This window comes from Streptomyces sp. CA-249302, from assembly GCF_050936785.1.
Taxonomy (GTDB): Bacteria; Actinomycetota; Actinomycetes; order Streptomycetales; family Streptomycetaceae; genus Streptomyces.
On the sequence record NZ_JBNJMG010000001.1, the window covers coordinates 7,558,076 to 7,579,402 of the forward strand.

Genomic DNA, 21,327 nt, shown 5'->3' on the forward strand with positions numbered 1-21,327 from the left:
CGGCACGAGGGGTTTTTTGTTGCACAGGCACCTGCCGAACGGCAACAGAACCCCGCACAAAACTCGCAAAAACCCTCAGCATCGAGAAGAGACCGACGATGACCGAGCAGGCCACCGGGGCCCATCCGCAGCCGCGGCCCCGATCCGGAGGACACCAGTCCGCCCCCGAGCACGTCACGGGTGCGCAGTCCCTCATCCGCTCTCTCGAGGAGGTCGGGGCCGACACCGTATTCGGCATCCCCGGCGGTGCGATCCTTCCCGCGTACGACCCCCTGATGGACTCGACCCGGGTGCGTCACGTGCTGGTCCGGCACGAGCAGGGCGCCGGCCACGCGGCCACCGGTTACGCGCAGGCCACCGGCAAGGTCGGTGTCTGCATGGCCACCTCCGGACCGGGCGCGACCAACCTGGTCACGCCGATCGCGGACGCCCACATGGACTCGGTGCCGCTCGTGGCGATCACCGGGCAGGTGGCCTCCAAGGCGATCGGCACGGACGCCTTCCAGGAGGCGGACATCGTCGGCATCACCATGCCGATCACCAAGCACAACTTCCTGGTCACCAAGGCCGAGGACATCCCGCGGGTGATCGCGCAGGCCTTCCACATCGCCTCCACCGGCCGCCCGGGCCCGGTCCTGGTCGACATCGCCAAGGACGCCCTCCAGGCGAAGACGGTCTTCCAGTGGCCGCCGGTCATGGACCTGCCCGGCTACCGCCCGGTGACCAAGCCGCACGCCAAGCAGATCCGCGAGGGCGCCAAGCTGATCACCCAGGCGAAGCGGCCCGTCCTGTACGTCGGCGGCGGTGTCATCAAGGCCGGCGCCACCGCCGAGCTGAAGGTTCTCGCAGAGCTCACCGGAGCGCCCGTCACCACCACCCTGATGGGGCTCGGCGCATTCCCCGACAGCCACCCGCTGCACGTGGGAATGCCGGGCATGCACGGTTCGGTCACCGCCGTCACCGCGCTGCAGAAGGCCGACCTGATCGTCGCCCTCGGAACCCGCTTCGACGACCGCGTCACCGGCAAGCTGGACAGCTTCGCCCCGCACGCCAAGATCGTCCACGCCGACATCGACCCCGCGGAGATCGGCAAGAACCGCGCCGCCGACGTGCCGATCGTCGGTGACGCCCGCGAGGTCATCGCCGACCTGATCCAGGCCGTGCAGAAGGAGCACAGCGAGGGCCAGCAGGGCGACTACACCGCCTGGTGGAAGGACCTCTCCCGCTGGCGCGAGACCTACCCGCTCGGCTACGACCTGCCCGAGGACGGCACGCTCTCCCCGCAGCAGGTCATCGAGCGCATTGGACAGCTCGCGCCCGAGGGCACGATCTTCGCGGCGGGCGTCGGCCAGCACCAGATGTGGGCCGCGCACTTCGTGCAGTACGAGAAGCCCGCGACCTGGCTGAACTCCGGCGGCGCCGGAACGATGGGCTACGCGGTCCCGGCCGCGATGGGCGCCAAGGCCGGCGCGCCGGACAAGACGGTCTGGGCGATCGACGGCGACGGCTGCTTCCAGATGACCAACCAGGAGCTCACCACCTGCGCCCTGAACAACATCCCGATCAAGGTCGCCATCATCAACAACGGCGCCCTCGGGATGGTCCGCCAGTGGCAGACCCTCTTCTACAACCAGCGGTACTCCAACACCGTGCTGCACTCGGGCCCCGAGGACGTCAACCCGGACGCCCGCGGCACCCGCGTCCCCGACTTCGTGAAGCTGTCGGAGGCCATGGGCTGCTACGCGATCCGCTGCGAGCGGCCGGAGGACCTCGACAAGGCCATCGAAGAGGCCAACTCCATCAACGACCGTCCGGTCGTGATCGACTTCATCGTCCACGAGGACGCGATGGTGTGGCCGATGGTCGCCGCCGGCACCTCCAACGACGAGATCCTGGCCGCCCGGGACGTCCGCCCCGACTTCGGCGACAACGAAGACGACTGAGCGAGAGAGACGTAAAAGATCATGTCCAAGCACACGCTCTCCGTCCTGGTGGAGAACAAGCCGGGCATCCTCGCCCGGATCGCGGCCCTCTTCTCGCGCCGCGGCTTCAACATCGACTCGCTCGCCGTCGGGGTGACCGAGCACGCCGACATCTCCCGCATCACGATCGTGGTGAGCGTCGAGGCCCTGCCGCTCGAGCAGGTCACCAAGCAGCTCAACAAGCTCGTCGAGGTGCTGAAGATCGTCGAGCTGGAGCCGGCCCAGGCCGTGCACCGCGAACTCGTTCTGGTGAAGGTGAAGGCCGACAACGAGACGCGGTCCCAGATCGTCGAGATCGTCCAGCTGTTCCGCGCCAAGACCGTGGACGTCTCCCCGGAGGCCGTGACGATCGAGGCCACCGGCTCCAGCGACAAGCTGTCCGCCATGCTCAAGATGCTGGAGCCGTACGGCATCAAGGAACTGGTCCAGTCCGGCACCATCGCGATCGGCCGCGGCGCCCGCTCCATCACCGACCGGTCGCTGCGCGCCCTGGACCGCAGCGCGTAATCCTGTGTACGGGCGGTCACCGGCCGCCCGTATGCCGAGACCCCGAGACTCCACTTCCGCCCGCCGTCATACGGTGGGACGCAACACCTGCACACAAGGAGAGAACCCAAAGTGGCCGAGCTGTTCTACGACGCCGACGCCGACCTGTCCATCATCCAGGGCCGCAAGGTCGCGGTCATCGGTTACGGCAGCCAGGGCCACGCCCACGCGCTGTCGCTCCGTGACTCGGGTGTCGACGTCCGCGTCGGTCTGCACGAGGGCTCCAAGTCCAAGGCGAAGGCCGAGGAGCAGGGCCTGCGTGTGGTGACCCCGGCCGAGGCCGCCGCCGAGGCCGACGTCATCATGATCCTCGTCCCGGACCCGATCCAGGCCCAGGTCTACGAGGAGTCCATCAAGGACAACCTCAAGGACGGCGACGCGCTGTTCTTCGGCCACGGCCTGAACATCCGCTTCGACTTCATCAAGCCCCCGGCGGGCGTCGACGTGTGCATGGTCGCCCCCAAGGGCCCGGGCCACCTCGTCCGTCGTCAGTACGAGGAGGGCCGCGGCGTTCCCTGCATCGTGGCCGTCGAGCAGGACGCGACCGGCAACGGCTTCGCGCTCGCCCTGTCGTACGCCAAGGGCATCGGCGGCACCCGCGCCGGCGTCATCAAGACGACCTTCACCGAGGAGACCGAGACCGACCTCTTCGGCGAGCAGGCCGTCCTCTGCGGTGGCACCTCCGCCCTGGTCAAGGCCGGCTTCGAGACCCTGGTCGAGGCGGGCTACCAGCCGGAGATCGCCTACTTCGAGTGCCTCCACGAGCTGAAGCTGATCGTCGACCTCATGTACGAGGGCGGCCTGGAGAAGATGCGCTGGTCCGTCTCCGAGACCGCCGAGTGGGGCGACTACGTCACCGGCCCGCGGATCATCACGGACGCCACCAAGGCCGAGATGAAGAAGGTCCTCGCCGAGATCCAGGACGGCACCTTCGCGCGCGAGTGGATGGCCGAGTACCACGGCGGCCTGAAGAAGTACAACGAGTACAAGACGGCCGACTCCGAGCACCTGCTGGAGACCACGGGCAAGCAGCTCCGCAAGCTGATGTCCTGGGTGGACGAGGAGGCGTAAGCCTTACGGGCACGGGGGCCGGAGCGGACTGCTCCGGCCCCTTTGTCCAACCCGTCGAGTCACGGACGGGTGATCCTTCCGCGGAGGCGCAAGACGACCGTCGCCGCGCCACTACACTGCCGTACTACATACGCGTCAGGCCCACAGCGTCGTGCGTCTTCCACGCGGCTCAAGCGGCCCTCTGGGTCGCGACACCCCTCCACCGCCTGCGGCCGTCGGGACGGCCGTCCGCATGCATTGGACTTGTGAGGACTCACGTGAGCTCGAAACCTGTCGTACTCATCGCTGAAGAGCTGTCGCCCGCGACCGTGGACGCGCTCGGCCCGGACTTCGAGATCCGGCACTGCAACGGAGCGGACCGAGCCGAACTGCTCCCGGCCATCGCCGACGTCGACGCCATCCTGATCCGCTCGGCCACCAAGGTCGACGCCGAGGCGATCGCCGCCGCGAACAAGCTGAAGGTCGTCGCACGAGCCGGCGTCGGCCTGGACAACGTCGACGTCTCCGCCGCCACCAAGGCCGGCGTGATGGTCGTCAACGCCCCCACCTCGAACATCGTGACCGCCGCCGAGCTGGCCTGCGGCCTGCTCGTCGCCACCGCCCGCCACATCCCGCAGGCCAACGCCGCGCTGAAGAACGGCGAGTGGAAGCGCAGCAAGTACACGGGCGTGGAGCTGGCCGAGAAGACGCTGGGCGTCGTCGGCCTCGGGCGGATCGGTGCGCTGGTCGCTCAGCGCATGTCCGCCTTCGGGATGAAGGTCGTCGCCTACGACCCCTACATCCAGCCCGCCCGCGCCGCGCAGATGGGCGTCAAGGTGCTGTCGCTGGACGAGCTGCTCGAGGTCTCCGACTTCATCACCGTCCACCTCCCGAAGACCCCCGAGACCCTCGGCCTCATCGGCGACGAGGCGCTGCGCAAGGTCAAGCCGAGCGTGCGCATCGTCAACGCCGCGCGTGGCGGGATCGTCGACGAGGAGGCGCTGTACTCGGCGCTCAAGGAAGGCCGCGTCGCCGGCGCCGGCCTCGACGTGTACGCGAAGGAGCCCTGCACGGACTCCCCGCTCTTCGAGTTCGACCAGGTGGTGGCCACTCCGCACCTGGGCGCTTCGACGGACGAGGCCCAGGAGAAGGCGGGCATCGCCGTCGCCCGCTCGGTGCGCCTCGCCCTCGCCGGTGAGCTCGTCCCCGACGCGGTGAACGTCCAGGGCGGCGTCATCGCCGAGGACGTCAAGCCGGGTCTGCCGCTCGCCGAGCGCCTCGGCCGGATCTTCACCGCGCTCGCCGGCGAGGTCGCGGTCCGCCTCGACGTCGAGGTGTACGGCGAGATCACCCAGCACGACGTGAAGGTGCTGGAGCTGTCCGCCCTCAAGGGCGTCTTCGAGGACGTCGTCGACGAGACCGTGTCGTACGTCAACGCCCCGCTCTTCGCGCAGGAGCGCGGCGTCGAGGTGCGACTGACGACCAGCTCCGAGGCGAGCGACCACCGCAACGTCGTCACCGTGCGCGGCACGCTCACCGGCGGCGAGGAGGTGTCGGTCTCCGGCACGCTGGCCGGTCCGAAGCACCTGCAGAAGATCGTCGCGGTCGGGGAGTACGACGTCGACCTCGCGCTCGCCGACCACATGGTGGTGCTGCGGTACGAGGACCGTCCGGGCGTCGTCGGCACCGTCGGCCGTATCTTCGGCGAGGCGGGGATCAACATCGCCGGGATGCAGGTGTCGCGGGCGGTTGCGGGCGGCGAGGCGTTGGCCGTGCTGACCGTGGATGACACCGTGCCGTCCGGGGTGCTGGCCGAGGTCGAGGTGGAGATCGGGGCGACGTTCGCCCGGTCGGTGAACCTGGTCTGACCTTCCTTGCCCGCCCGCCCGCCCGACTCGGTCGGGTGAGGGGTGAGCGAAGAAGCAACATGTGAACGCCGGCCGGGCTGAGAGACCTCAGTCCGGCCGGCGTTCGGGTTTTCTGACGCAGCGTCAGTAATATGTCACATTCCACTGGGCTTGTCGGCGTCGACGCGGATCCCCCGCAGCGCCCTCGCCGCCAGCACCCCCGCCCCCGCGAGAATCACCGCCCCCGCAACAGCCGCCCCCTGCATCCCGCTCGTGAACGCCTCCCGTGCCGCCACCGCCAGAGCGTCTCCCGTGCGCCCCGGCAGCTGACCGGCGACCGCCAGCGCGCCGCCCAGGGTCTCGCGGGCCGGAGCCGGCGCCGTACCCGGGATCTCGTGGCGGTAGATCGCCGTACCGATGGAGCCGAGTACCGCCATCCCCAGCGCGCCGCCGAACTCCGCGCCCGTCTCCATCAGGGACGATGCCGAACCCGCCCGGTCCACCGGCGCGCTGCTCATCGCGAGGTCGGTGATCTGGGAGATGACCATCACGATGCCGGAGGCGAGGACGCCGCAGGCGGCCAGGACCAGCCAGAGCGAGTCCGTTCCGGCGAGGGCCAGCAGGGCGTAGCCCGCCGCGGCGATCGCGAAGCCCGCGGTGACGACGTAGGCGCGGTTGACGCCCTTCTGGACCAGGGCCGTCGCCAGCGGGGCCGCCATGCCGATGGGCACCGAGGGGAGCAGCGCCCACAGGGCCGCCTCCATCGCGCTCTTGCCGAGCACCGACTGGAGGTACTGCGTGGTGAAGAACGCCGAGCCCATCATGCCGAACGTGGCGACCAGGTTGAGCGCGACCGAGGGGGCGAAGCCACGGCCGCGGAACAGGGCCGGGGAGATCATCGGTGAGGCCGCGGTGCGCTGGCGGTGGACGAAGGCCGCGGCGAAGAGCAGACCGACGGTGACCGAGACGACGTACTGCGCGTGCCAGCCCTCGGACGGGATCTCCTTGAGGCCGTAGATGACGGGGAGCACGGCGGCCATCGACAGCGGGACGCTCGGCCAGTCGAAGCGGCCGGGGTTCGGGTCCTTCGACTCCGGGAGCAGGAACGGGCCGAGGACCAGGAGCAGGGCCATCGCGGGCAGGTTGACCAGGAAGACCGAGCCCCACCAGAAGTACTGGACCAGGACCCCGCTCATCACCGAGCCGAGTGCCACGCCCGCCGTCATCACGCCGGACCACAGACCGATCGCCTTCGCGCGCTGGCCGGGGTCGGTGAACATCGTGCGCAGCAGTGCCATCGTCGACGGCATCAGGGTCGCGCCGCCGATGCCGAGCACCGCCCGGGCCGCGATCAGGGTCTCGGCGCTGTTGGCGTAGGCCGCGGTCAGGGAGGCGGCGCCGAAGGCCGCGGCGCCGATCAGGAGGAGCTTGCGGCGGCCTATGCGGTCGCCGAGCGAGCCCATCGTCATCAGCAGGCCGGCCAGGACGAAGCCGTAGATGTCGAAGATCCACAGCTGCTGGGTGCCGCTCGGCTCCAGGTCGGCGCTGATCGCGGGGATCGCGAAGTAGAGGACGGAGACGTCCATCGAGACCAGCAGCAGCGGGAGCATCAGCACGCCCAGTGCGGTCCATTCACGACGGCCTGCGAGGCCGGGCGGGGTGGTTGTGGTGGTGCCCGTCGAGTTCGTCATGCCGAGGAATGTACGCGCGTCTTAAACGCTTGTCTAGAACGATTGTATAAGTCGGTCGTCTAGGACGGTTGTATGGATCGGGAGTAGGGTGGCGGGTATGGGACACCGTGAGGATCTGCTCGAGGGCGCCAAGCGCTGCCTGCTGGAGAAGGGGTTCCTGCGTACGACCGCGCGGGACGTCGTCAAGGAGTCGGGGACCAACCTCGCGTCGATCGGCTACCACTACGGGTCGAAGGACGCGCTGCTGGTGCAGGCCTATGTCTCCCTGGTGGAGGGGGCCGGGGACGACTTCGACCCCGGCTGGGGCGCGGGTGGCGAGATGGCCGCGGCGCCCGGGTCGCTGGAACGCTTCCAGGAGGTGTGGGCGAACATCATCGGTTCACTGCCCGAGACGCGGGCCATCTGGATGCTGAGCTTCGAGCTCATCTTCCAGGGCGACCGGCTACCGGAGGTGCGCAAGCTGCTGGCCGAGGCGCAGGAGCAGGGCCGTTCGGGGATCGTGCCCATGTTCAACGGCATCCCCGAGGACGAGCTCGACAAGGAGACCGTCGACACCGAAGGCCGCTTCTACCAGACCCTCCTCAACGGCCTGATGGTCCAGTGGCTCTTCGACCCCGACTCGGCCACGAGCGCGGAACGGCTCACCGAAGGTCTGCGCCGCGTCATCGCGGGCGTCAAGGACAGCTGATGCGGTTGCGATCGCGGAGAGCCGGGGCCAGCGCGGCCAGCATCAGCGCGGCGGTTGTGGCGAAGGCCCACGGGTAGCCGGTCAGGCCGGCCAGGACGCCGAAGCCCGCGGCGCCGACGCCCATGCCGCCGTCGTAAGCGAGATTCCACAGTGCGCTGACGGTGCCGTACGAGGAGGGGGAGACCCTGGCGTACATCAGGGTCAGCGTGGCGTTCTGGGTGATGCCGAAGCCGGCTCCGAAGAGGGCGGTTCCCGTCACGACGGCGATCGGGTCGGCGGTCGCGGCGGTGATCAGTACACCGGTGGCCACGAGGAGCAGGCCGGGGAGGACGAGGCGGGCGCTGCCGTGCCGGTCGCCGTGGCGGCCGGCGAGCCAACGGGTCACGGTCGAGGCGGCGGGCTGCACGAACAGGGCGACCGCTACGACGCCGGAGGACGCGGTGGGGACGGCCAGCGGGAGGAAGGTGACGAGGATGCCGGCGGCGGTCGCGGTGGTGGCGAACACGGCGATGGGGCGGAGGAGTTGGCCGGTGCGCAGGCCGCGGAGGACGCCGAGCGGAGGCTGGGCGCCTTTCGGTGCTCCAGCTCCAGCTCCAGCTTCTGCGTCTGTTCCTGCCCCTGCCCCTGCCTCTGCCCCTGCCCCTGGTTCTGTTTCTGCTTTCGCCGACCCCGTGCCGTGGTTCGGCAGCCCGAGTACCGACACGATCGCGGCCAGCGATGCCGTGCCGCCGATCACCGCGACCGTCCCGTACCCCGCCTGCCCGGCCAGCCACAGTCCCAGCGGCAGGGCGATCAGCGACGGCACGCCGGACACCACGCCCACCAACGCCAGGCCCTCGCCCCGCCGTTCGGCTGGGATCAGCGTCGCGGTCAGTGCGCCGCCCGCGACGATGGTGAGCGCGAAGCCCAGGCCCCGCACCAGGCACACGGCCACGATCCAGACGACGTCCCCGGAGACGGTGAGGACCAGGGCCGGGGCGCCGAGCAGGAACAGGCCGGCCAGCAGGGTCGTCCGGTAGCCGTAGCGGGCGACGAGGCGGGGCGTGGCCAGTTCGCCGAGGACCGTGGAGAGCATCAGGGAGCCGGTGGCGAGGCCCGCCGCGCCCCCGCCGCCCGCCTCGGCGGCGAAGGCGGGCACCACCGACAGGAGCAGGAAGAAGCTCAGGCTCGCGCCGACCAGGCTCACGAAGCGGAGCAGCAGGGGGCGGGACAGCAGGGATGTCCTCCCGGCCGGGCTCGGGATGTTCGTCGAGTTCGTCGAGTTCGTCGTGTTCATCGAGTTCGTCGTGGTCGTCGTCATGGTTACGACGCTAGAGATGGACCGGCCCTCCGCTAAGCTCCAATTCCATGCCAGTGCAGTGGGCCGGTTTGTCACCCGAGCTGCTTCTGACGGTCGACCGGGACAGCGGCGACCGTCTGTGCGCCCAGCTGGAACGGCAGCTGCGGGACGCGATCCGCACGGGTCGTCTGAGGGCCGGCGAACGCCTTCCGTCCTCCCGTGAGCTCGCCCGCGTCCTGGGCCTGTCCCGCGGGCTCGTCCAGGACTGTTACGCCCAGCTCCAGGCCGAGGGCTACCTGGTCACCCGGGTCGGCTCGGCCACCCGCGTGGCGGCGTGCGCGCAGGTCGAGGAGGCCCCCGCACCACCTCCTGGGGACACCAGGCCGCACCTGATCGCCGACTTCCGGCACGGCGTCCCCGACCTGACCTCCTTCCCGCTCGCCGACTGGCTGTGGGCGACGCGGGAGGCCGCGCGGGCCATGCCCACCGCGGAGTTCGACTACGGGGATCCGCGCGGGAGTTCGGCCCTGCGCGAGGTGGTGGCCGGCTATCTGCGCCGGGTCCGCGGGGCGGCCGCCGACCCCGTCCGCACCGTGATCTGCTCCGGCTACGCGCAGGGACTGCACCTGGCGCTACGGGCGTTGGCCCGCGCCGGGGTGCGGGTGGTGGCGTACGAGGACCCGGGCGGCCCGGACACCGCGACGGCGGCGGCGGAGGCGGCGGGCCTGACGGCGGTGCCGGTGCCGGTCGACGAACTCGGCGTGGATGTACGGGCGTTGGACGCCACCGGCGCCCGGGCGGCGATCGTGTCTCCGGCCCACCAGTGGCCGACGGGAGTCGTCCTGGCCCCGGACCGTCGCCACGCGTTGCTCGACTGGGCGGCGCAGCGGGACGCGTACGTCATCGAGGACGACTACGACGCCGAGTTCCGCTACGACCGCGAACCCGTGGGCACGCTCCAGGGGTTGGCCGCGGACCGGGTGATCTCCATCGGCACGGTCAGCAAGTCCCTGGCCCCAGCCCTACGCCTCGGCTGGCTCCTCTCCCCACCGGCACTGGCCGCCCCCCTGACCGACCTGAAACGCGTCGCCGACCGCGGCTCACCCACCCTCGACCAGCTCGCCCTCGCCCGCCTGATCGAGTCCGGCCGATACGACCGCCACCTCCGCCGCATGCACACGACCTACGCCACCCGCCGCACCGCCCTGCTCACGTCCCTGACCCAACACGCCCCCGCCGTGAGCCTGTCGGGCCTGGCGGCAGGCTTCCACGCGGTGGCCCACCTTCCGTCCGGCGCCGACGAACCGACGGTCGTACGGGAAGCCCGCACCCGGGGAGTCGGCCTGTACGGCATGAGCGCGTGCCGCGCCTCAGGGGCGACGAATCCGCCCCAACTGATCCTGGGATTCGGCAATGTGACGGAGCGTGCGATCGTGGAGGGGATCGCTGCGGTGGCGGATCTCCTGGGCGGTGCGGGCTAGTTCGCCGGCACGTGACCGAGCGCGGACGCGGTGTCGGAGGCGATCCGCGTGGGGCGATAGGCGGCTTCGGTCCACGGCCGGCCCCCGGACACCCAGACGCTCCGCACGCCGATACCGACCGCGCCCTGGATGTCGGCATGCGGCGAGTCGCCGACCACCCAGGCGCCATCGAACGTCGCTCCCACAGCGGCCGCCGCCGCCTCGAAGACCTCCGGTGCGGGCTTCTTGTACCCCACCGCCTCGGATACGACCCACCCGTGCACGAGCCGGTCCAGTCCGGTACGGCGGATCTTCGTCTCCTGTTGGGCGACCCGGCCGTTGGTGACGATCACGCAGGTCCAGCCGTCGGCGCGGGCCCGGGTGAGGGCGCTGCGCGTGGGCCCGGGGAGGATGACGTGGTCGGCGGCGCCCCGGTCGAGCAGGGTGTGGATGTCGGGCGCGGGGACTGCGCTGCCGTAACGCTGGCCCATGGCCCCGGCGACTTCCCGCCGTGGCGTGTAGCCGCTCGCGTCGAGAGTCGTGAGCCAGGTGAGGTCGTCGGCGGGCAGCCCGTGGGCCCCCAGGAAAGCCGACGCCGCCTCCCTGAACGCGGCGTCCCTGTCGACGAGTGTGTTGTCGAGGTCGATCATCAGCAGCGGCATGCCTACAGCCGTGCCCCCTTCAGGGCCATGTGCAGCAGGAGGCGGTCCTCTCCGTCGTCCAGGTCGAGGCCTGTCAGTTGTTCGACTCTCGACAGGCGGTAGTAGAGGGTCTGGCGGTGGATGCCGAGTTCGGCGGCTGTGCGGGCCGCCTGGCCGGCGCAGTCCAGGTAGGTCTCGGCGGTGCGGGCCAGTTCGCGGTGGGTGGGGGAGAGGAGGGGCTGGACGGTGGGGTCGTGGGCCGTGTCCGGGGGGAGGGCCGTCAGGAGGCGGTACGGGCCGATCCTTGACCACTCGGCCACCGGGCCGAAGCGTGGTTCCGCCAGCGCGGCCCGTGCCGCCGCCGATGCCTCCTGCCAGGCCGTGCCCAGCTCGGCCAGGCCGGCCCGCGCGGCGGCGATCCCGGCGGCCGTCGCGTTGCCTTCGCCTCCGCCCCCGCCCAGCGACCGCCCCCGCTCCACCAGCCGCCCCGCCGCCGAAGCGGCCGGAGTCAGTACGTCCGTCGAGCGGAGGCGGACCAGCAGGGCCAGGGACTGGGATGCCGGCCCCCAGGGGACCGTGCACAGGGCCGTCGCCCCCGGGACCGTACGGACGGAAGGGGCGTCGTCCGGGTCGGCGGAGGGCCAGGGGGCGACGCAGATCAGCGTGTGGGGGACGTCGGCGCGGGGGCCGAGGGCCGTGCGGAGGTCCGACACCGCCATGTCGCGCTGCCAGTCGCGGTCCGCGACCAGGACCGCCCGGAGTTCCCGGCTCAGGTCCGCCCCGTGCTGGGCCTCGTCCGCCAGCAGCGCGCCGATGCGGGACGTCACCTCCATCGCCGCCGTCAGCTGGGCCTCGGTGGGGCCGGGGTCGTAGTCCAGCAGCCAGACATAACCCAGGACGACACCCCGATGGCGTACCGGGAGGCAGATGCGGCCCCGGTAGACGCCGGCCTCCGGAGTCGGCGGGATGCGGACCGGGGCCGTCGCCCTGGTGATGCCGAAGCCCTCGAACCACGAGCGGACCGCGGCCGTGGAGCGCCGGGTCAGGATCGAGCGGGTGCGCACCGGGTCCAGGGCCGACGCGTCCAGGTCGCCCTCACTGTCGTACGCCCCGAAGGCGATCAGCTCGAAGTCGCGGTTCTCCAGGGTCGCCGGTGCGCCGAGGAGCTCGGAGATCTCGTCGACGAGTTCCTGGTGGTCGGACCTGTGCTCGGACGTCGTCACGGTCGCATTCTCCCGCATCCCACCGGCCCCTTCATACATCTGTCTGAGATCTGCGGCACGGATGCGTGACAGCTGTCGATGGCCGACGATCGGAGGGATCCTTAGGTTTCACGGTGGTTCTATCTGCTGGTTTGTGGAGGTGCCCCGTGCTGGGTCCCGTGATTCTTGCCGCGTCGCGCAGCGACCGGATGCGACGCCTGATCTCGGCGGCCCCGGTGACCAAGCAGGTCGTCGACCGCTTCATCCCGGGCGAGTCGGTGGCCGACATCGTGCCGATCGTCCAGGACCTGACGGCCAGGGGCCTGGAGCTGACGATGGACGTCGTCGGCGAGGACATCACCACCCCGGAGCAGGCCGCGGCCGCCCGTGACGCCTATCTGGCGCTCATCGACCGGCTGAAGGACCTGGAGCTCGGCGAGCGCGTCGAGATGTCCGTCAAGCTGTCGATGTTCGGGCAGGCGCTGGAGGGCGGGCACGAGCTCGCGCTCGCCAACGTCCGGCCCGTCGTCGAGGCCGCCGCCGCGATCGGGACCACCGTCACGCTCGACGCCGAGGACCACACCACCCTCGACTCGATGTTCGCCATCCACGAGGAGCTGCGCCGCGACTTCCCGCAGACCGGCTGCGTCATCCAGGCCTACCTCTTCCGCACCGAGGCCGACGCCCGCCGGCTCGCCGCGGCCGGCAGCCGGGTGCGGCTGGTGAAGGGCGCGTACAAGGAGCCCGCCGAGGTCGCCTACCAGCAGAAACACGAGATCGACAAGGCGTACGTCCGGATCCTGCGGATTCTGATGGAGGGCGAGGGGTATCCGATGGTCGGCTCGCACGACCCGCGGCTCATCTCCATCGCCCAGGAACTCGCCCACCGGGCGGGGCGCAAGCCGGACGAGTACGAGTTCCAGATGCTGTACGGCATCCGCGGCGACGAGCACCTGCGGCTCGCGGCCGAGGGCCACCGCATGCGCGTCTACACCGCCTACGGCACCGACTGGTACGGCTACTTCATGCGGAGGCTCGCCGAAAAGCCCGCCAACCTGCGGTTCTTCCTCCGCTCCATGGTCAGCAAGGGCTGAACCCCAGCAGGCCTCAACACCCGCTCACGTACAAGGAGTTACGGATCTCATGGACGCTGTGACCCAGGTCCCCACCCCCGTCAACGAGCCGGTGCACGGCTACGCCCCCGGCTCGCCCGAGCGCGCCCGGCTGGAGGCCAGGCTGAAGGAGCTGGCCGAGAACCCGGTCGAGCTGCCGATGACCATCGGCGGCGAGAAGCGGCTGGGCGGTGGTGAGCCCTTCCAGGTGGTCCAGCCGCACAACCACAAGGCCGTCATCGGCACCGGCCGGCACGCCACCCGGCAGGATGCGCAGGACGCCATCGACGCGGCCCTCGCCGCCGCCCCCGCCTGGCGCGCGATGGCCTTCGACGACCGCGCGGCCATCATCCTGCGCGCCGCCGAGCTGCTGTCCGGCCCGTGGCGCGAGACGATCGCCGCCTCCACCATGCTCGGCCAGTCGAAGACCGCCCAGCAGGCCGAGATCGACAGCCCCTGCGAGCTCGTCGACTTCTGGCGCTTCAACGTCCACTACGCCCGAGGCATCCTGGCCGAGCAGCCCCCGGCCAACTCCCCGGGCGTCTGGAACCGCCTGGACCACCGCCCGCTCGAGGGCTTCGTCTACGCGATCACGCCCTTCAACTTCAGCGCGATCGCGGGCAACCTGCCGACGGCTCCGGCGCTCATGGGCAATGTGGTGGTGTGGAAGCCTTCGCCGACCCAGACCCACGCCGCCGTCCTCCTCATGCAGCTGCTGGAGGAGGCCGGTCTCCCCAAGGGCGTCATCAACCTCGTGACCGGTGACGGCATCGAGGTCTCCAAGGTGGCGCTCGAGCACCGCGACCTGGCCGGCATCCACTTCACCGGCTCCACCAAGACCTTCCAGTACCTGTGGAAGACGGTCGGCAACAACATCGAGAAGTACCGCTCGTACCCTCGGCTGGTCGGCGAGACCGGCGGCAAGGACTTCCTCGTCGCGCACCCGAGCGCCGACCGCGCGGTGCTGAAGACCGCCCTCACCCGCGGTGCCTTCGAGTACCAGGGCCAGAAGTGCAGCGCCACCTCCCGCGCCTACATCCCCGCGTCCATCTGGAACGACGGCTTCCGCGAGGAGTTCGCCGCCGAGGTCGACTACCTCACCATGGGCGACGTCACCGACCTCTCGAACTTCATCGGGGCCGTCATCGACGACCGCGCGTTCGCCAAGAACAAGGCCGCCATCGACCGCGCCAAGCAGGACCCGACCTGCACGATCGTCGCGGGCGGTTCCTACGACGACTCGGTCGGCTACTTCGTCCGCCCGACGGTCGTCGAGTGCAGCGACCCGGAGAACGAGGTGTTCCGCACCGAGTACTTCGGCCCGTTCCTCGCCGTGCACGTCTACGAGGACGAGAAGTACGACGAGATGCTGACGCAGATGGAATCGGTCTCCGACTACGCGCTCACCGGCGCGGTCGTCTCCAACGACCGTGCCGCGGCGGCGTACACGATGGAGAAGCTGCGCTACGCGGCCGGCAACTTCTACATCAACGACAAGTCGACCGGCGCCGTCGTCGGCCAGCAGCCCTTCGGCGGCGGCCGGGCCTCCGGCACCAACGACAAGGCCGGCGCCCCGCAGAACCTCCTGCGCTGGACCCTGACCCGCGCCATCAAGGAGACCCTGGTCGCCCCGACCGACTACGCGTACCCGCACATGGGCTGACACCCACGGACGCGGAAACGGGCCAGGTCTCGCCGACCTGGCCCGTTCGCATGCCCGCCCCGGCAGACTGGCGCCATGGAGACGGTGATCGCGGACGACGGCGTACGACTGTGGGCCTCGCGGTCCGAAGGGGCTGGCGAGCCACTGGTGTTGTGCCACGGCGGGCCCGGCTTGTGGGACATGTTCGCTGACGTCGCCGAGCTGTTGGCCGACGTGACGTCCGTCGTGCGGTGGGACCAGCGGGGGTGCGGGCGTTCGGAGCGGTCCGACGGGCCGTGGACGAGCGAGCGGTTCGTGGGGGATCTGGACGCCGTGCGGCGGCACTTCGGGGTGGAACGGGTGGCGTTGCTCGGGCACTCCTGGGGTGCGCAGCTGGCGTTGAGCTATGCGTTGGCCCATCCGCAGCGGGTGCGGGCGCTGGTGTACGTGGCCGGTACGGGGATCGGGCCGGTCGCGGAGTGGCACGGGGGTTACGAGGAGAACCTCCTCGCCCGGCTGAGCGAGGACCCTGAACGGCTCGCTCGCTGGCGGGAGTTGGGCAGGGACGATCGGGAGCGGGCGGTGATCCAGTGGTCCGCCGAGTTCGAGGAACGCGCGCGGGCCATGGAACTGGCCGGGCGGATGGCCGACCCCTGGTTCGGGATAAACCAGGAGTGCAGCCGGGAACTCAACGACGAGACCCGGCGCACCTGGGGCACATCCGAGTTGTACGACGCCTGCGCCGCCCTCGACGTGCCCGTGGTGATCGTCGACGGCGCCCACGACATCCGCCCGCGCTCCGCCGTCGACTCGCTGGAGCGTGCGCTGCCCCGGGTGCGCCGGGTGGTGCTCCCCGGCGCCGGGCACCTGCCGTGGGCCGAGGATCCCAAGGGCTTCCGTGAGGCGGTCGCGGTGGCGCTCCGATAGACCGTGGCCCTCGGACCGTCCCCATAAAAGCGCAGCTCAGAGGTGTGTGACCCAATCCACCGTCTCAGATAGTAGGAAGTCCGAGTAATTGTGGAGACAGACCCGGACTCCTCCCTTAGCTTTGTAGAAGCCGAACGTCTCGCTCGACCAAGCGAATGGCGGTCGTGAGCCGGGCCCCGTGCAGGCAACCCCTGCGGCACCGCTCCCCGCCCACTCCGGCGTCTCGTAACCCCTTTCCGCACTCCCGGATTTCGAAGGAGTCGATTTCCCATGGCCGAGACGACCGCACGCCGCCGAGTCCGTCACACGTCCCGCACGAGCGAGTCCGACCGCAAGAACGCCGCAGCCGCCCTCCAGCGCGCCCTGGACCGCAGGGACAACGGCGGTTCGACCGGCCACTGAGCCGGGCATCACCTACAAGCCGGGAGCCGCACCCGCAGGGGTGCGGCGCGGACTCACACCCCGCGCCGCACCTCGAAGTGGCGGACTCACACCCCGCGCCGCACCTCGAAGTGATCGATCCGCTTGCCGCTGTCCGTGAGCGCCGACACCTTGAGCACCGGCCGAGTGCCGCCCTCCGCCTCCACCGACAGCAGCGAGAAGCCCCGGTAGCGCACCCGCGACCACTCCGCCGTCTCCGCCTCGGCCGACTGGGCCTTCGTCCAGTGCGAGGTCCTGATGGTGTCGTGGCGCGTGATGTGACCCTCGTAGCTCTCCTGCACGCCCGACGGGAAGCCGTACAGGTCCTTCCCGCCGCCGCCCGCCGTGACGTACACGGTCCCGTCCTTCGTCGGGTCCGTCGACGCCCCGACCGGCACCGCCCTGCCGACCCCGCCGGCCTTCACCGCGTCCGTGCGCTCGTACACATGGTTGTGGCCGTTGACCACCAGATCCACCTGGTGCTTCTCGAGCAGCGGCAGCCACTGAGCCCGCACCCCGCCGTCGGAGGCGTGCGCGGAGGTCGAGTACGCGCAGTGGTGGAAGAAGACGACGATGAAATCGACCCCCTTGGTCGACCGCAGCTCGGCCAGCTTTCCGTCCAGCCACTTCGTCTGGCGCCCGCCGCTGTAGCCCAGGTTCGCCGGGATCTCGTACGACACGTCGTTCGCGTCCAGCGCCACGAAACCGACGTTGCCGTACGTGAAGGCGTACACCCCCGGCGCCGTCCGCGCGTCGAAGCCGCTGTCCGGGAGGGACCAGCGGGCCAGCTGGCCGCCGTAGCCGTCCGGCGAGTACCAGGCCTCCATGTCGTGGTTGCCGGTCGTCACCATCCAGGGGACGGTCCTCGCCACCGACTCGTTCTGCTTGAGGAACAGGTCCCAGTACGAGGGGTCGTAGCCGTCCGACTTCTGGCCCCGGCCGTTTCCGTCGGCGTAGCAGATGTCGCCCGCGTGGAGGTGGAAGGCGGGGTTCTGGCGCAGCAGGACGTGGTCGTTGGCGGCCGCCGCCTGGCTGACGCCCTGGTCGCCGAAGGCCGTGAAGACGAACTTCTCGGCGGTGGCCGGCGCGGTGCGGAAGCTGGAGATCGTCGAGCGGTGAGCGGGGGAGGCGGGGTCGAAGCCCTCGTGGCCGACGCCGTAGTAGTACGTGGTGCCGGGGCGGAGGCCGTCCACGGCCGCGTGCACGTAGTACTGCTCCAGCGCCAGGCGTACGCCGGTGACGCCCGGGGTGTGCAGGTCGCGGATCTCGGCCTCGGCCTTCCGGCTCAGGTCGTCCGGCTTCAGGCCGATCCGGACGTACGGCTTCTTCACCGCGGCCGGGACCTGCCAGGACACCCGCATCTGCGTCCTCGGGTCGGCGCCGAAGGCGAGATGGCGGCCGAAGGGGGAGACGGCCGAGCCGGGCACCTTCGAGGTCGCAGGCGACTGTGTCGCCGTACCCCGCGCGCTGCCCGATCCGCTGCCCCCGCAGCCAGCCAGCAGCCCGCCCGCCGCCACCGCGCCCGCCGTCACCAGCGTGCGGCGGCGCATCAGCTTCGTCCGCAGGTACTCGTGCTGCTCGGCCATGCTCATCCGGCGCGCGAGCTGCGGGGGGATGCCGAAGTCGGGTACGGGGGGTCCGGGGGGTGTCCCCCTGGAAAGGAGGGTCATGACTGTGAAGTTCCCAGCGAATCCCAACGGCCGCCATACATAGGGGTGAACGGGTGGCGACTTGTTGACGCCGGTGGTCGACGGCGTGTCCGTATCGCGGACAGCGCATGTCATCCCATGGGACGAGGAGTAGGGTGCCGACATGTCTCGCAGCATCAATCTCGCAGTGATTCCCGGTGACGGCATCGGTCAGGAAGTCGTGGCCGAAGGTCTCAAGGTCCTCTCCGCCGTCCTTCCGCAGGATGTGAAGCTGGAGACCCAGGAGTACGACTTCGGCGCCAAGCGCTACCACGCCACCGGTGAGACCCTCACCGAGGCCGACCTCGACTCCCTCAAGCAGCACGACGCGATCCTGCTCGGCGCCATCGGCGACCCGAGCGTCCCGTCCGGCGTCCTGGAGCGCGGCTTCCTGCTCAAGCTCCGCTTCGCCTTCGACCACCACGTCAACCTGCGTCCCTCGAAGCTGCTCCCGGGTGTGGCGACCCCGCTCGCCGGTGAGCCGCAGATCGACTTCGTCGTGGTCCGTGAGGGTACCGAGGGGCCGTACACCGGCAACGGCGGCACCATCCGCAAGGGCACCGAGCACGAGGTCGCCACCGAGGTCTCCGTGAACACGGCCTTCGGCGTCGAGCGCGTCGTCCGGGACGCCTTCGCCCGCGCCCAGGCCCGCCCGCGCAAGAAGCTCACCCTCGTCCACAAGAACAACGTCCTGACCTTCGCCGGTCACCTGTGGACGAACACCTTCAACAAGGTGGCCGAGGAGTTCCCCGAGGTCACCACCGACTACATCCACGTCGACGCCGCGACCATCTACCTGGTCACCGACCCCGGCCGCTTCGACGTGATCGTCACCGACAACCTCTTCGGCGACATCATCACCGACCTCGCCGCGGCCGTCTCCGGCGGCATCGGCGTCGCGGCCTCCGGGAACATCAACCCCGGCCGAGAGTTCCCGTCCATGTTCGAGCCGGTCCACGGTTCGGCCCCGGACATCGCCGGTCAGGGCAAGGCCGACCCCACCGCCACGGTCCTGTCCGTCGCCCTGCTCCTGCGCCACCTCGGCTACGAGGCCGAGGCCGCCCGCATCGACGAGGCCGTCTCGGTCGACCTCGCCGAGCGCACCGGCAAGCCCGCCCGCAGCACGTCGGAGATCGGCGACGCGCTGGCCGTACGAGTAGCCGGCTGACCCCGCTGCTCCTCGAAGCCGCCGGGTCGCATCCGCACCCGGCGGCTTCCCCTGTGTCCCCGCCGGGTGCCACCATCATCCCCGGACCGCATTCACGCCGTTTTCCTCCACGGCTCCGCGCGCGCGATAATCGAACGCGGAGCCGCGGCATGAGGCAATGCTCGGACGTCCTAACACTGGCCACTGGCAGTAGCGGGCGTGAGCGCGGCCCGTCACTACACAACCGGTGAAGGACAACCACTCATGACGACGCCCACGATCGAGCTCAAGCCCTCGGCCTCGCCACTTTCCGCCGCGGAACGCGACGCGATCCTGGCGAACCCCGGGTTCGGCCGCCACTTCACCGACCACATGGTGATCATCAAGTGGACGGAGGGCCGCGGCTGGCACGACGGCCAGCTCGTCCCGTACGCGCCGATCTCCCTCGACCCGGCCACCATGGTCCTGCACTACGCGCAGGAGATCTTCGAGGGCCTGAAGGCGTACCGCCAGCCCGACGGCTCGGTCGCCAGCTTCCGCCCGGACCGCAACGCCAAGCGCTTCCAGGCCTCCGCCCGCCGGCTCGGCATGCCGGAGCTGCCGGTCGAGACGTTCGTCGAGGCCTGCGACGTGCTGGTGAAGCAGGACGAGGCGTGGGTCCCCGCGCACGGCGGCGAGGAGTCGCTCTACCTGCGCCCCTTCATGATCGCGACCGAGGTCGGGCTGGGCGTGAAGCCGGCCAACGAGTACCTCTTCATGGTCATCGCGTCCCCCGCCGGCGCGTACTTCCCCGGCGGCGTCAAGCCCGTCTCCATCTGGGTCTCCGAGGACCACGTCCGCGCGGTCCCCGGCGGCATGGGCGACGCGAAGACCGGCGGCAACTACGCGGCGTCGCTGCTGGCGCAGGCCGAGGCCGCGGCCGAGGGCTGCGCGCAGGTCTGCTACCTCGACGCGGTCGAGCGCAAGTGGGTCGAGGAACTCGGCGGCATGAACCTGTACTTCGTGTACGGCGCCGCGCCCGGTGAAAAGCCGGTGATCGTGACCCCCACCCTCACCGGCTCCATCCTGGAGGGCGTCACCCGCGACTCGCTGCTGAAGGTCGCGCGCGACCTCGGCTACGAGGCCGAGGAGGGCCGTATCTCCGTCGACCAGTGGCAGCGCGACTCCGAGAACGGCTCCCTGACCGAGGTCTTCGCCTGCGGTACGGCGGCGGTGATCACGCCGGTCGGGACGGTGAAGCGGACGGGGGCGGAGTGGCAGCAGACGGCTGGTGAGCCGGGCGAGGTCACTCTCAGGCTGCGCGAGGCGCTGCTGAACATCCAGCGCGGCACGGCACAGGACAAGCACGGCTGGATGCACAGGCTCGGCTAGCCCACCAGGCCCCGAAGCCCGCCGCGCCCGTCGCGGCGGGCTTCGCCTTCCCCCTGCTGTGCGGGCCGCCGCCTGGGCACGGCCGGCCACTCCTTCGTGCACGTGTGGGACATCGGCACCGGCGAGCAGCGGCCGCGCATCCGCTACCACCCGATGGTCCTCGCCGCCGACTTCAGCCCCGACGGCACCCACCTCGCCACCGTCGGCGGCGGCAAGGCCTGGCTGTTCCCGGTCGCCCTGCCCGAGCGTGCCTTCCTCGGCGGCGTCGGCGGCAGGCTGGCCGAGGACGCGTACCGCCGGCTGCGCGAACTCGTCCGGCGCCCCACCCCCGCCGTCGCTGCACGCCCCATCGTCCTCCAGGACACCGTCACCGGCATCCTCGTCGTCCTCGGCCCCGAGGCCGACGAGGAGGGGTACCGGAAGCTGTCCCGCGCACCGTGAGGGCGAGGTGGACGGCACCGCGCCGATCGCTGGTGCGTTCCTCCTCGGGGATGGTGTCCACTCCGCGCTGTTCCATCGGCATGGCTGGGGCTCTGCCTCTTTTGGAGTGGCACTCAATATCTTGGATCGACACCCAATGTGTCCTTGCTCATTGCCGCGCGTCAAGACTTTCGGGGCGCGGATCTATTGTTTA

18 protein-coding genes are annotated in these 21,327 nt (G+C 70.4%); 13 read left to right on the top strand and 5 right to left on the bottom strand.

The features are described 5' to 3' along the window. Window positions 1-98 precede the first annotated feature (98 nt). From ACQEWB_RS34380 to serA, 4 genes are all read left to right on the top strand, one after another. Entirely contained in the window at window positions 99-1,943 is a 1,845-nt protein-coding gene (locus ACQEWB_RS34380) for an acetolactate synthase large subunit (protein WP_432837985.1), read from the top strand. Window positions 1,944-1,964: 21 nt separating this feature from the next. Beyond that, window positions 1,965-2,489 carry an acetolactate synthase small subunit gene (gene ilvN / locus ACQEWB_RS34385; RefSeq protein ID WP_432837987.1) on the top strand — a complete coding sequence of 175 codons (525 nt, stop codon included), beginning with the start codon at window positions 1,965-1,967 and terminating at the stop codon, window positions 2,487-2,489. Window positions 2,490-2,600: 111 nt separating this feature from the next. Beyond that, window positions 2,601-3,599, top strand: a complete 999-nt coding sequence (gene ilvC / locus ACQEWB_RS34390) for a ketol-acid reductoisomerase (protein ID WP_432837989.1) — start codon at window positions 2,601-2,603, stop codon at window positions 3,597-3,599. Between the two features lie 257 nt (window positions 3,600-3,856). Next, on the top strand, window positions 3,857-5,446 hold the full coding sequence (serA, locus tag ACQEWB_RS34395; protein WP_432837991.1) for a phosphoglycerate dehydrogenase: 1,590 nt from the start codon (window positions 3,857-3,859) through the stop codon (window positions 5,444-5,446). Window positions 5,447-5,580: 134 nt separating this feature from the next. Here the strand turns inward: serA and ACQEWB_RS34400 are convergent, their stop codons facing one another. Further along, window positions 5,581-7,116: an MFS transporter gene (locus ACQEWB_RS34400; protein WP_432837993.1), complete on the bottom strand. Its 1,536-nt coding sequence runs from the start codon at window positions 7,114-7,116 to the stop codon at window positions 5,581-5,583. A 97-nt stretch (window positions 7,117-7,213) separates the two neighbouring features. Here ACQEWB_RS34400 and ACQEWB_RS34405 point away from each other — a divergent pair, with 97 nt between their 5' ends. Beyond that, window positions 7,214-7,804, top strand: a complete 591-nt coding sequence (locus ACQEWB_RS34405) for a TetR/AcrR family transcriptional regulator (protein ID WP_432837995.1) — start codon at window positions 7,214-7,216, stop codon at window positions 7,802-7,804. Here the strand turns inward: ACQEWB_RS34405 and ACQEWB_RS34410 are convergent. Continuing rightward, window positions 7,791-9,104, bottom strand: a complete 1,314-nt coding sequence (locus ACQEWB_RS34410; RefSeq protein ID WP_432837997.1) for an MFS transporter — start codon at window positions 9,102-9,104, stop codon at window positions 7,791-7,793. The two genes, ACQEWB_RS34405 and ACQEWB_RS34410, sit on opposite strands and share 14 nt — an antisense overlap. 47 nt (window positions 9,105-9,151) lie before the next feature. Here ACQEWB_RS34410 and ACQEWB_RS34415 point away from each other — a divergent pair, with 47 nt between their 5' ends. Next, a complete protein-coding gene (locus ACQEWB_RS34415) occupies window positions 9,152-10,564 on the top strand; it encodes a PLP-dependent aminotransferase family protein (RefSeq protein WP_432837999.1) in 1,413 nt (470 codons plus the stop codon). Here the strand turns inward: ACQEWB_RS34415 and ACQEWB_RS34420 are convergent. Then, window positions 10,561-11,205 carry an HAD family hydrolase gene (locus tag ACQEWB_RS34420; RefSeq protein ID WP_432838001.1) on the bottom strand — a complete coding sequence of 215 codons (645 nt, stop codon included), beginning with the start codon at window positions 11,203-11,205 and terminating at the stop codon, window positions 10,561-10,563. The two genes, ACQEWB_RS34415 and ACQEWB_RS34420, sit on opposite strands and share 4 nt — an antisense overlap. Window positions 11,206-11,207: 2 nt before the next feature. After that, complete coding sequence (locus ACQEWB_RS34425; protein ID WP_432838004.1) at window positions 11,208-12,425, bottom strand: PucR family transcriptional regulator; 1,218 nt, start codon at window positions 12,423-12,425, stop codon at window positions 11,208-11,210. A 128-nt stretch (window positions 12,426-12,553) separates the two neighbouring features. Here ACQEWB_RS34425 and ACQEWB_RS34430 point away from each other — a divergent pair, with 128 nt between their 5' ends. From ACQEWB_RS34430 to ACQEWB_RS34445, 4 genes are all read left to right on the top strand, one after another. Next, window positions 12,554-13,480: a proline dehydrogenase family protein gene (locus ACQEWB_RS34430; RefSeq protein WP_432838006.1), complete on the top strand. Its 927-nt coding sequence runs from the start codon at window positions 12,554-12,556 to the stop codon at window positions 13,478-13,480. Between the two features lie 49 nt (window positions 13,481-13,529). Beyond that, window positions 13,530-15,161: an L-glutamate gamma-semialdehyde dehydrogenase gene (gene pruA / locus ACQEWB_RS34435; RefSeq protein ID WP_432838008.1), complete on the top strand. Its 1,632-nt coding sequence runs from the start codon at window positions 13,530-13,532 to the stop codon at window positions 15,159-15,161. Between the two features lie 75 nt (window positions 15,162-15,236). Then, window positions 15,237-16,067 (top strand): alpha/beta fold hydrolase, encoded by an 831-nt coding sequence (locus ACQEWB_RS34440; RefSeq protein WP_432838010.1) that lies wholly within the window; start codon window positions 15,237-15,239, stop codon window positions 16,065-16,067. Window positions 16,068-16,337: 270 nt separating this feature from the next. Then, complete coding sequence (locus ACQEWB_RS34445; RefSeq protein WP_020121043.1) at window positions 16,338-16,469, top strand: hypothetical protein; 132 nt, start codon at window positions 16,338-16,340, stop codon at window positions 16,467-16,469. Window positions 16,470-16,555: 86 nt separating this feature from the next. Here the strand turns inward: ACQEWB_RS34445 and ACQEWB_RS34450 are convergent, their stop codons facing one another. Continuing rightward, window positions 16,556-18,157: a purple acid phosphatase family protein gene (locus ACQEWB_RS34450; RefSeq protein WP_432838013.1), complete on the bottom strand. Its 1,602-nt coding sequence runs from the start codon at window positions 18,155-18,157 to the stop codon at window positions 16,556-16,558. A gap of 142 nt (window positions 18,158-18,299) precedes the next feature. On the opposite strand from ACQEWB_RS34450, the gene ACQEWB_RS34455 reads away from it, so the two are divergent. The 3 genes from ACQEWB_RS34455 to ACQEWB_RS34465 all read left to right on the top strand — a co-directional run bounded on the left by ACQEWB_RS34455 (window position 18,300) and on the right by ACQEWB_RS34465 (window position 21,134). Continuing rightward, the gene (locus ACQEWB_RS34455) at window positions 18,300-19,343 is read left to right on the top strand and encodes a 3-isopropylmalate dehydrogenase (RefSeq protein WP_432838015.1); all 1,044 of its coding nucleotides are present in this window, start codon (window positions 18,300-18,302) and stop codon (window positions 19,341-19,343) included. A gap of 243 nt (window positions 19,344-19,586) precedes the next feature. Continuing rightward, window positions 19,587-20,693: a branched-chain amino acid aminotransferase gene (locus tag ACQEWB_RS34460; protein ID WP_432838017.1), complete on the top strand. Its 1,107-nt coding sequence runs from the start codon at window positions 19,587-19,589 to the stop codon at window positions 20,691-20,693. Window positions 20,694-20,789: 96 nt separating this feature from the next. After that, window positions 20,790-21,134, top strand: a complete 345-nt coding sequence (locus ACQEWB_RS34465; RefSeq protein WP_432838019.1) for a hypothetical protein — start codon at window positions 20,790-20,792, stop codon at window positions 21,132-21,134. The last annotated feature ends 193 nt before the right edge of the window (window positions 21,135-21,327 follow it).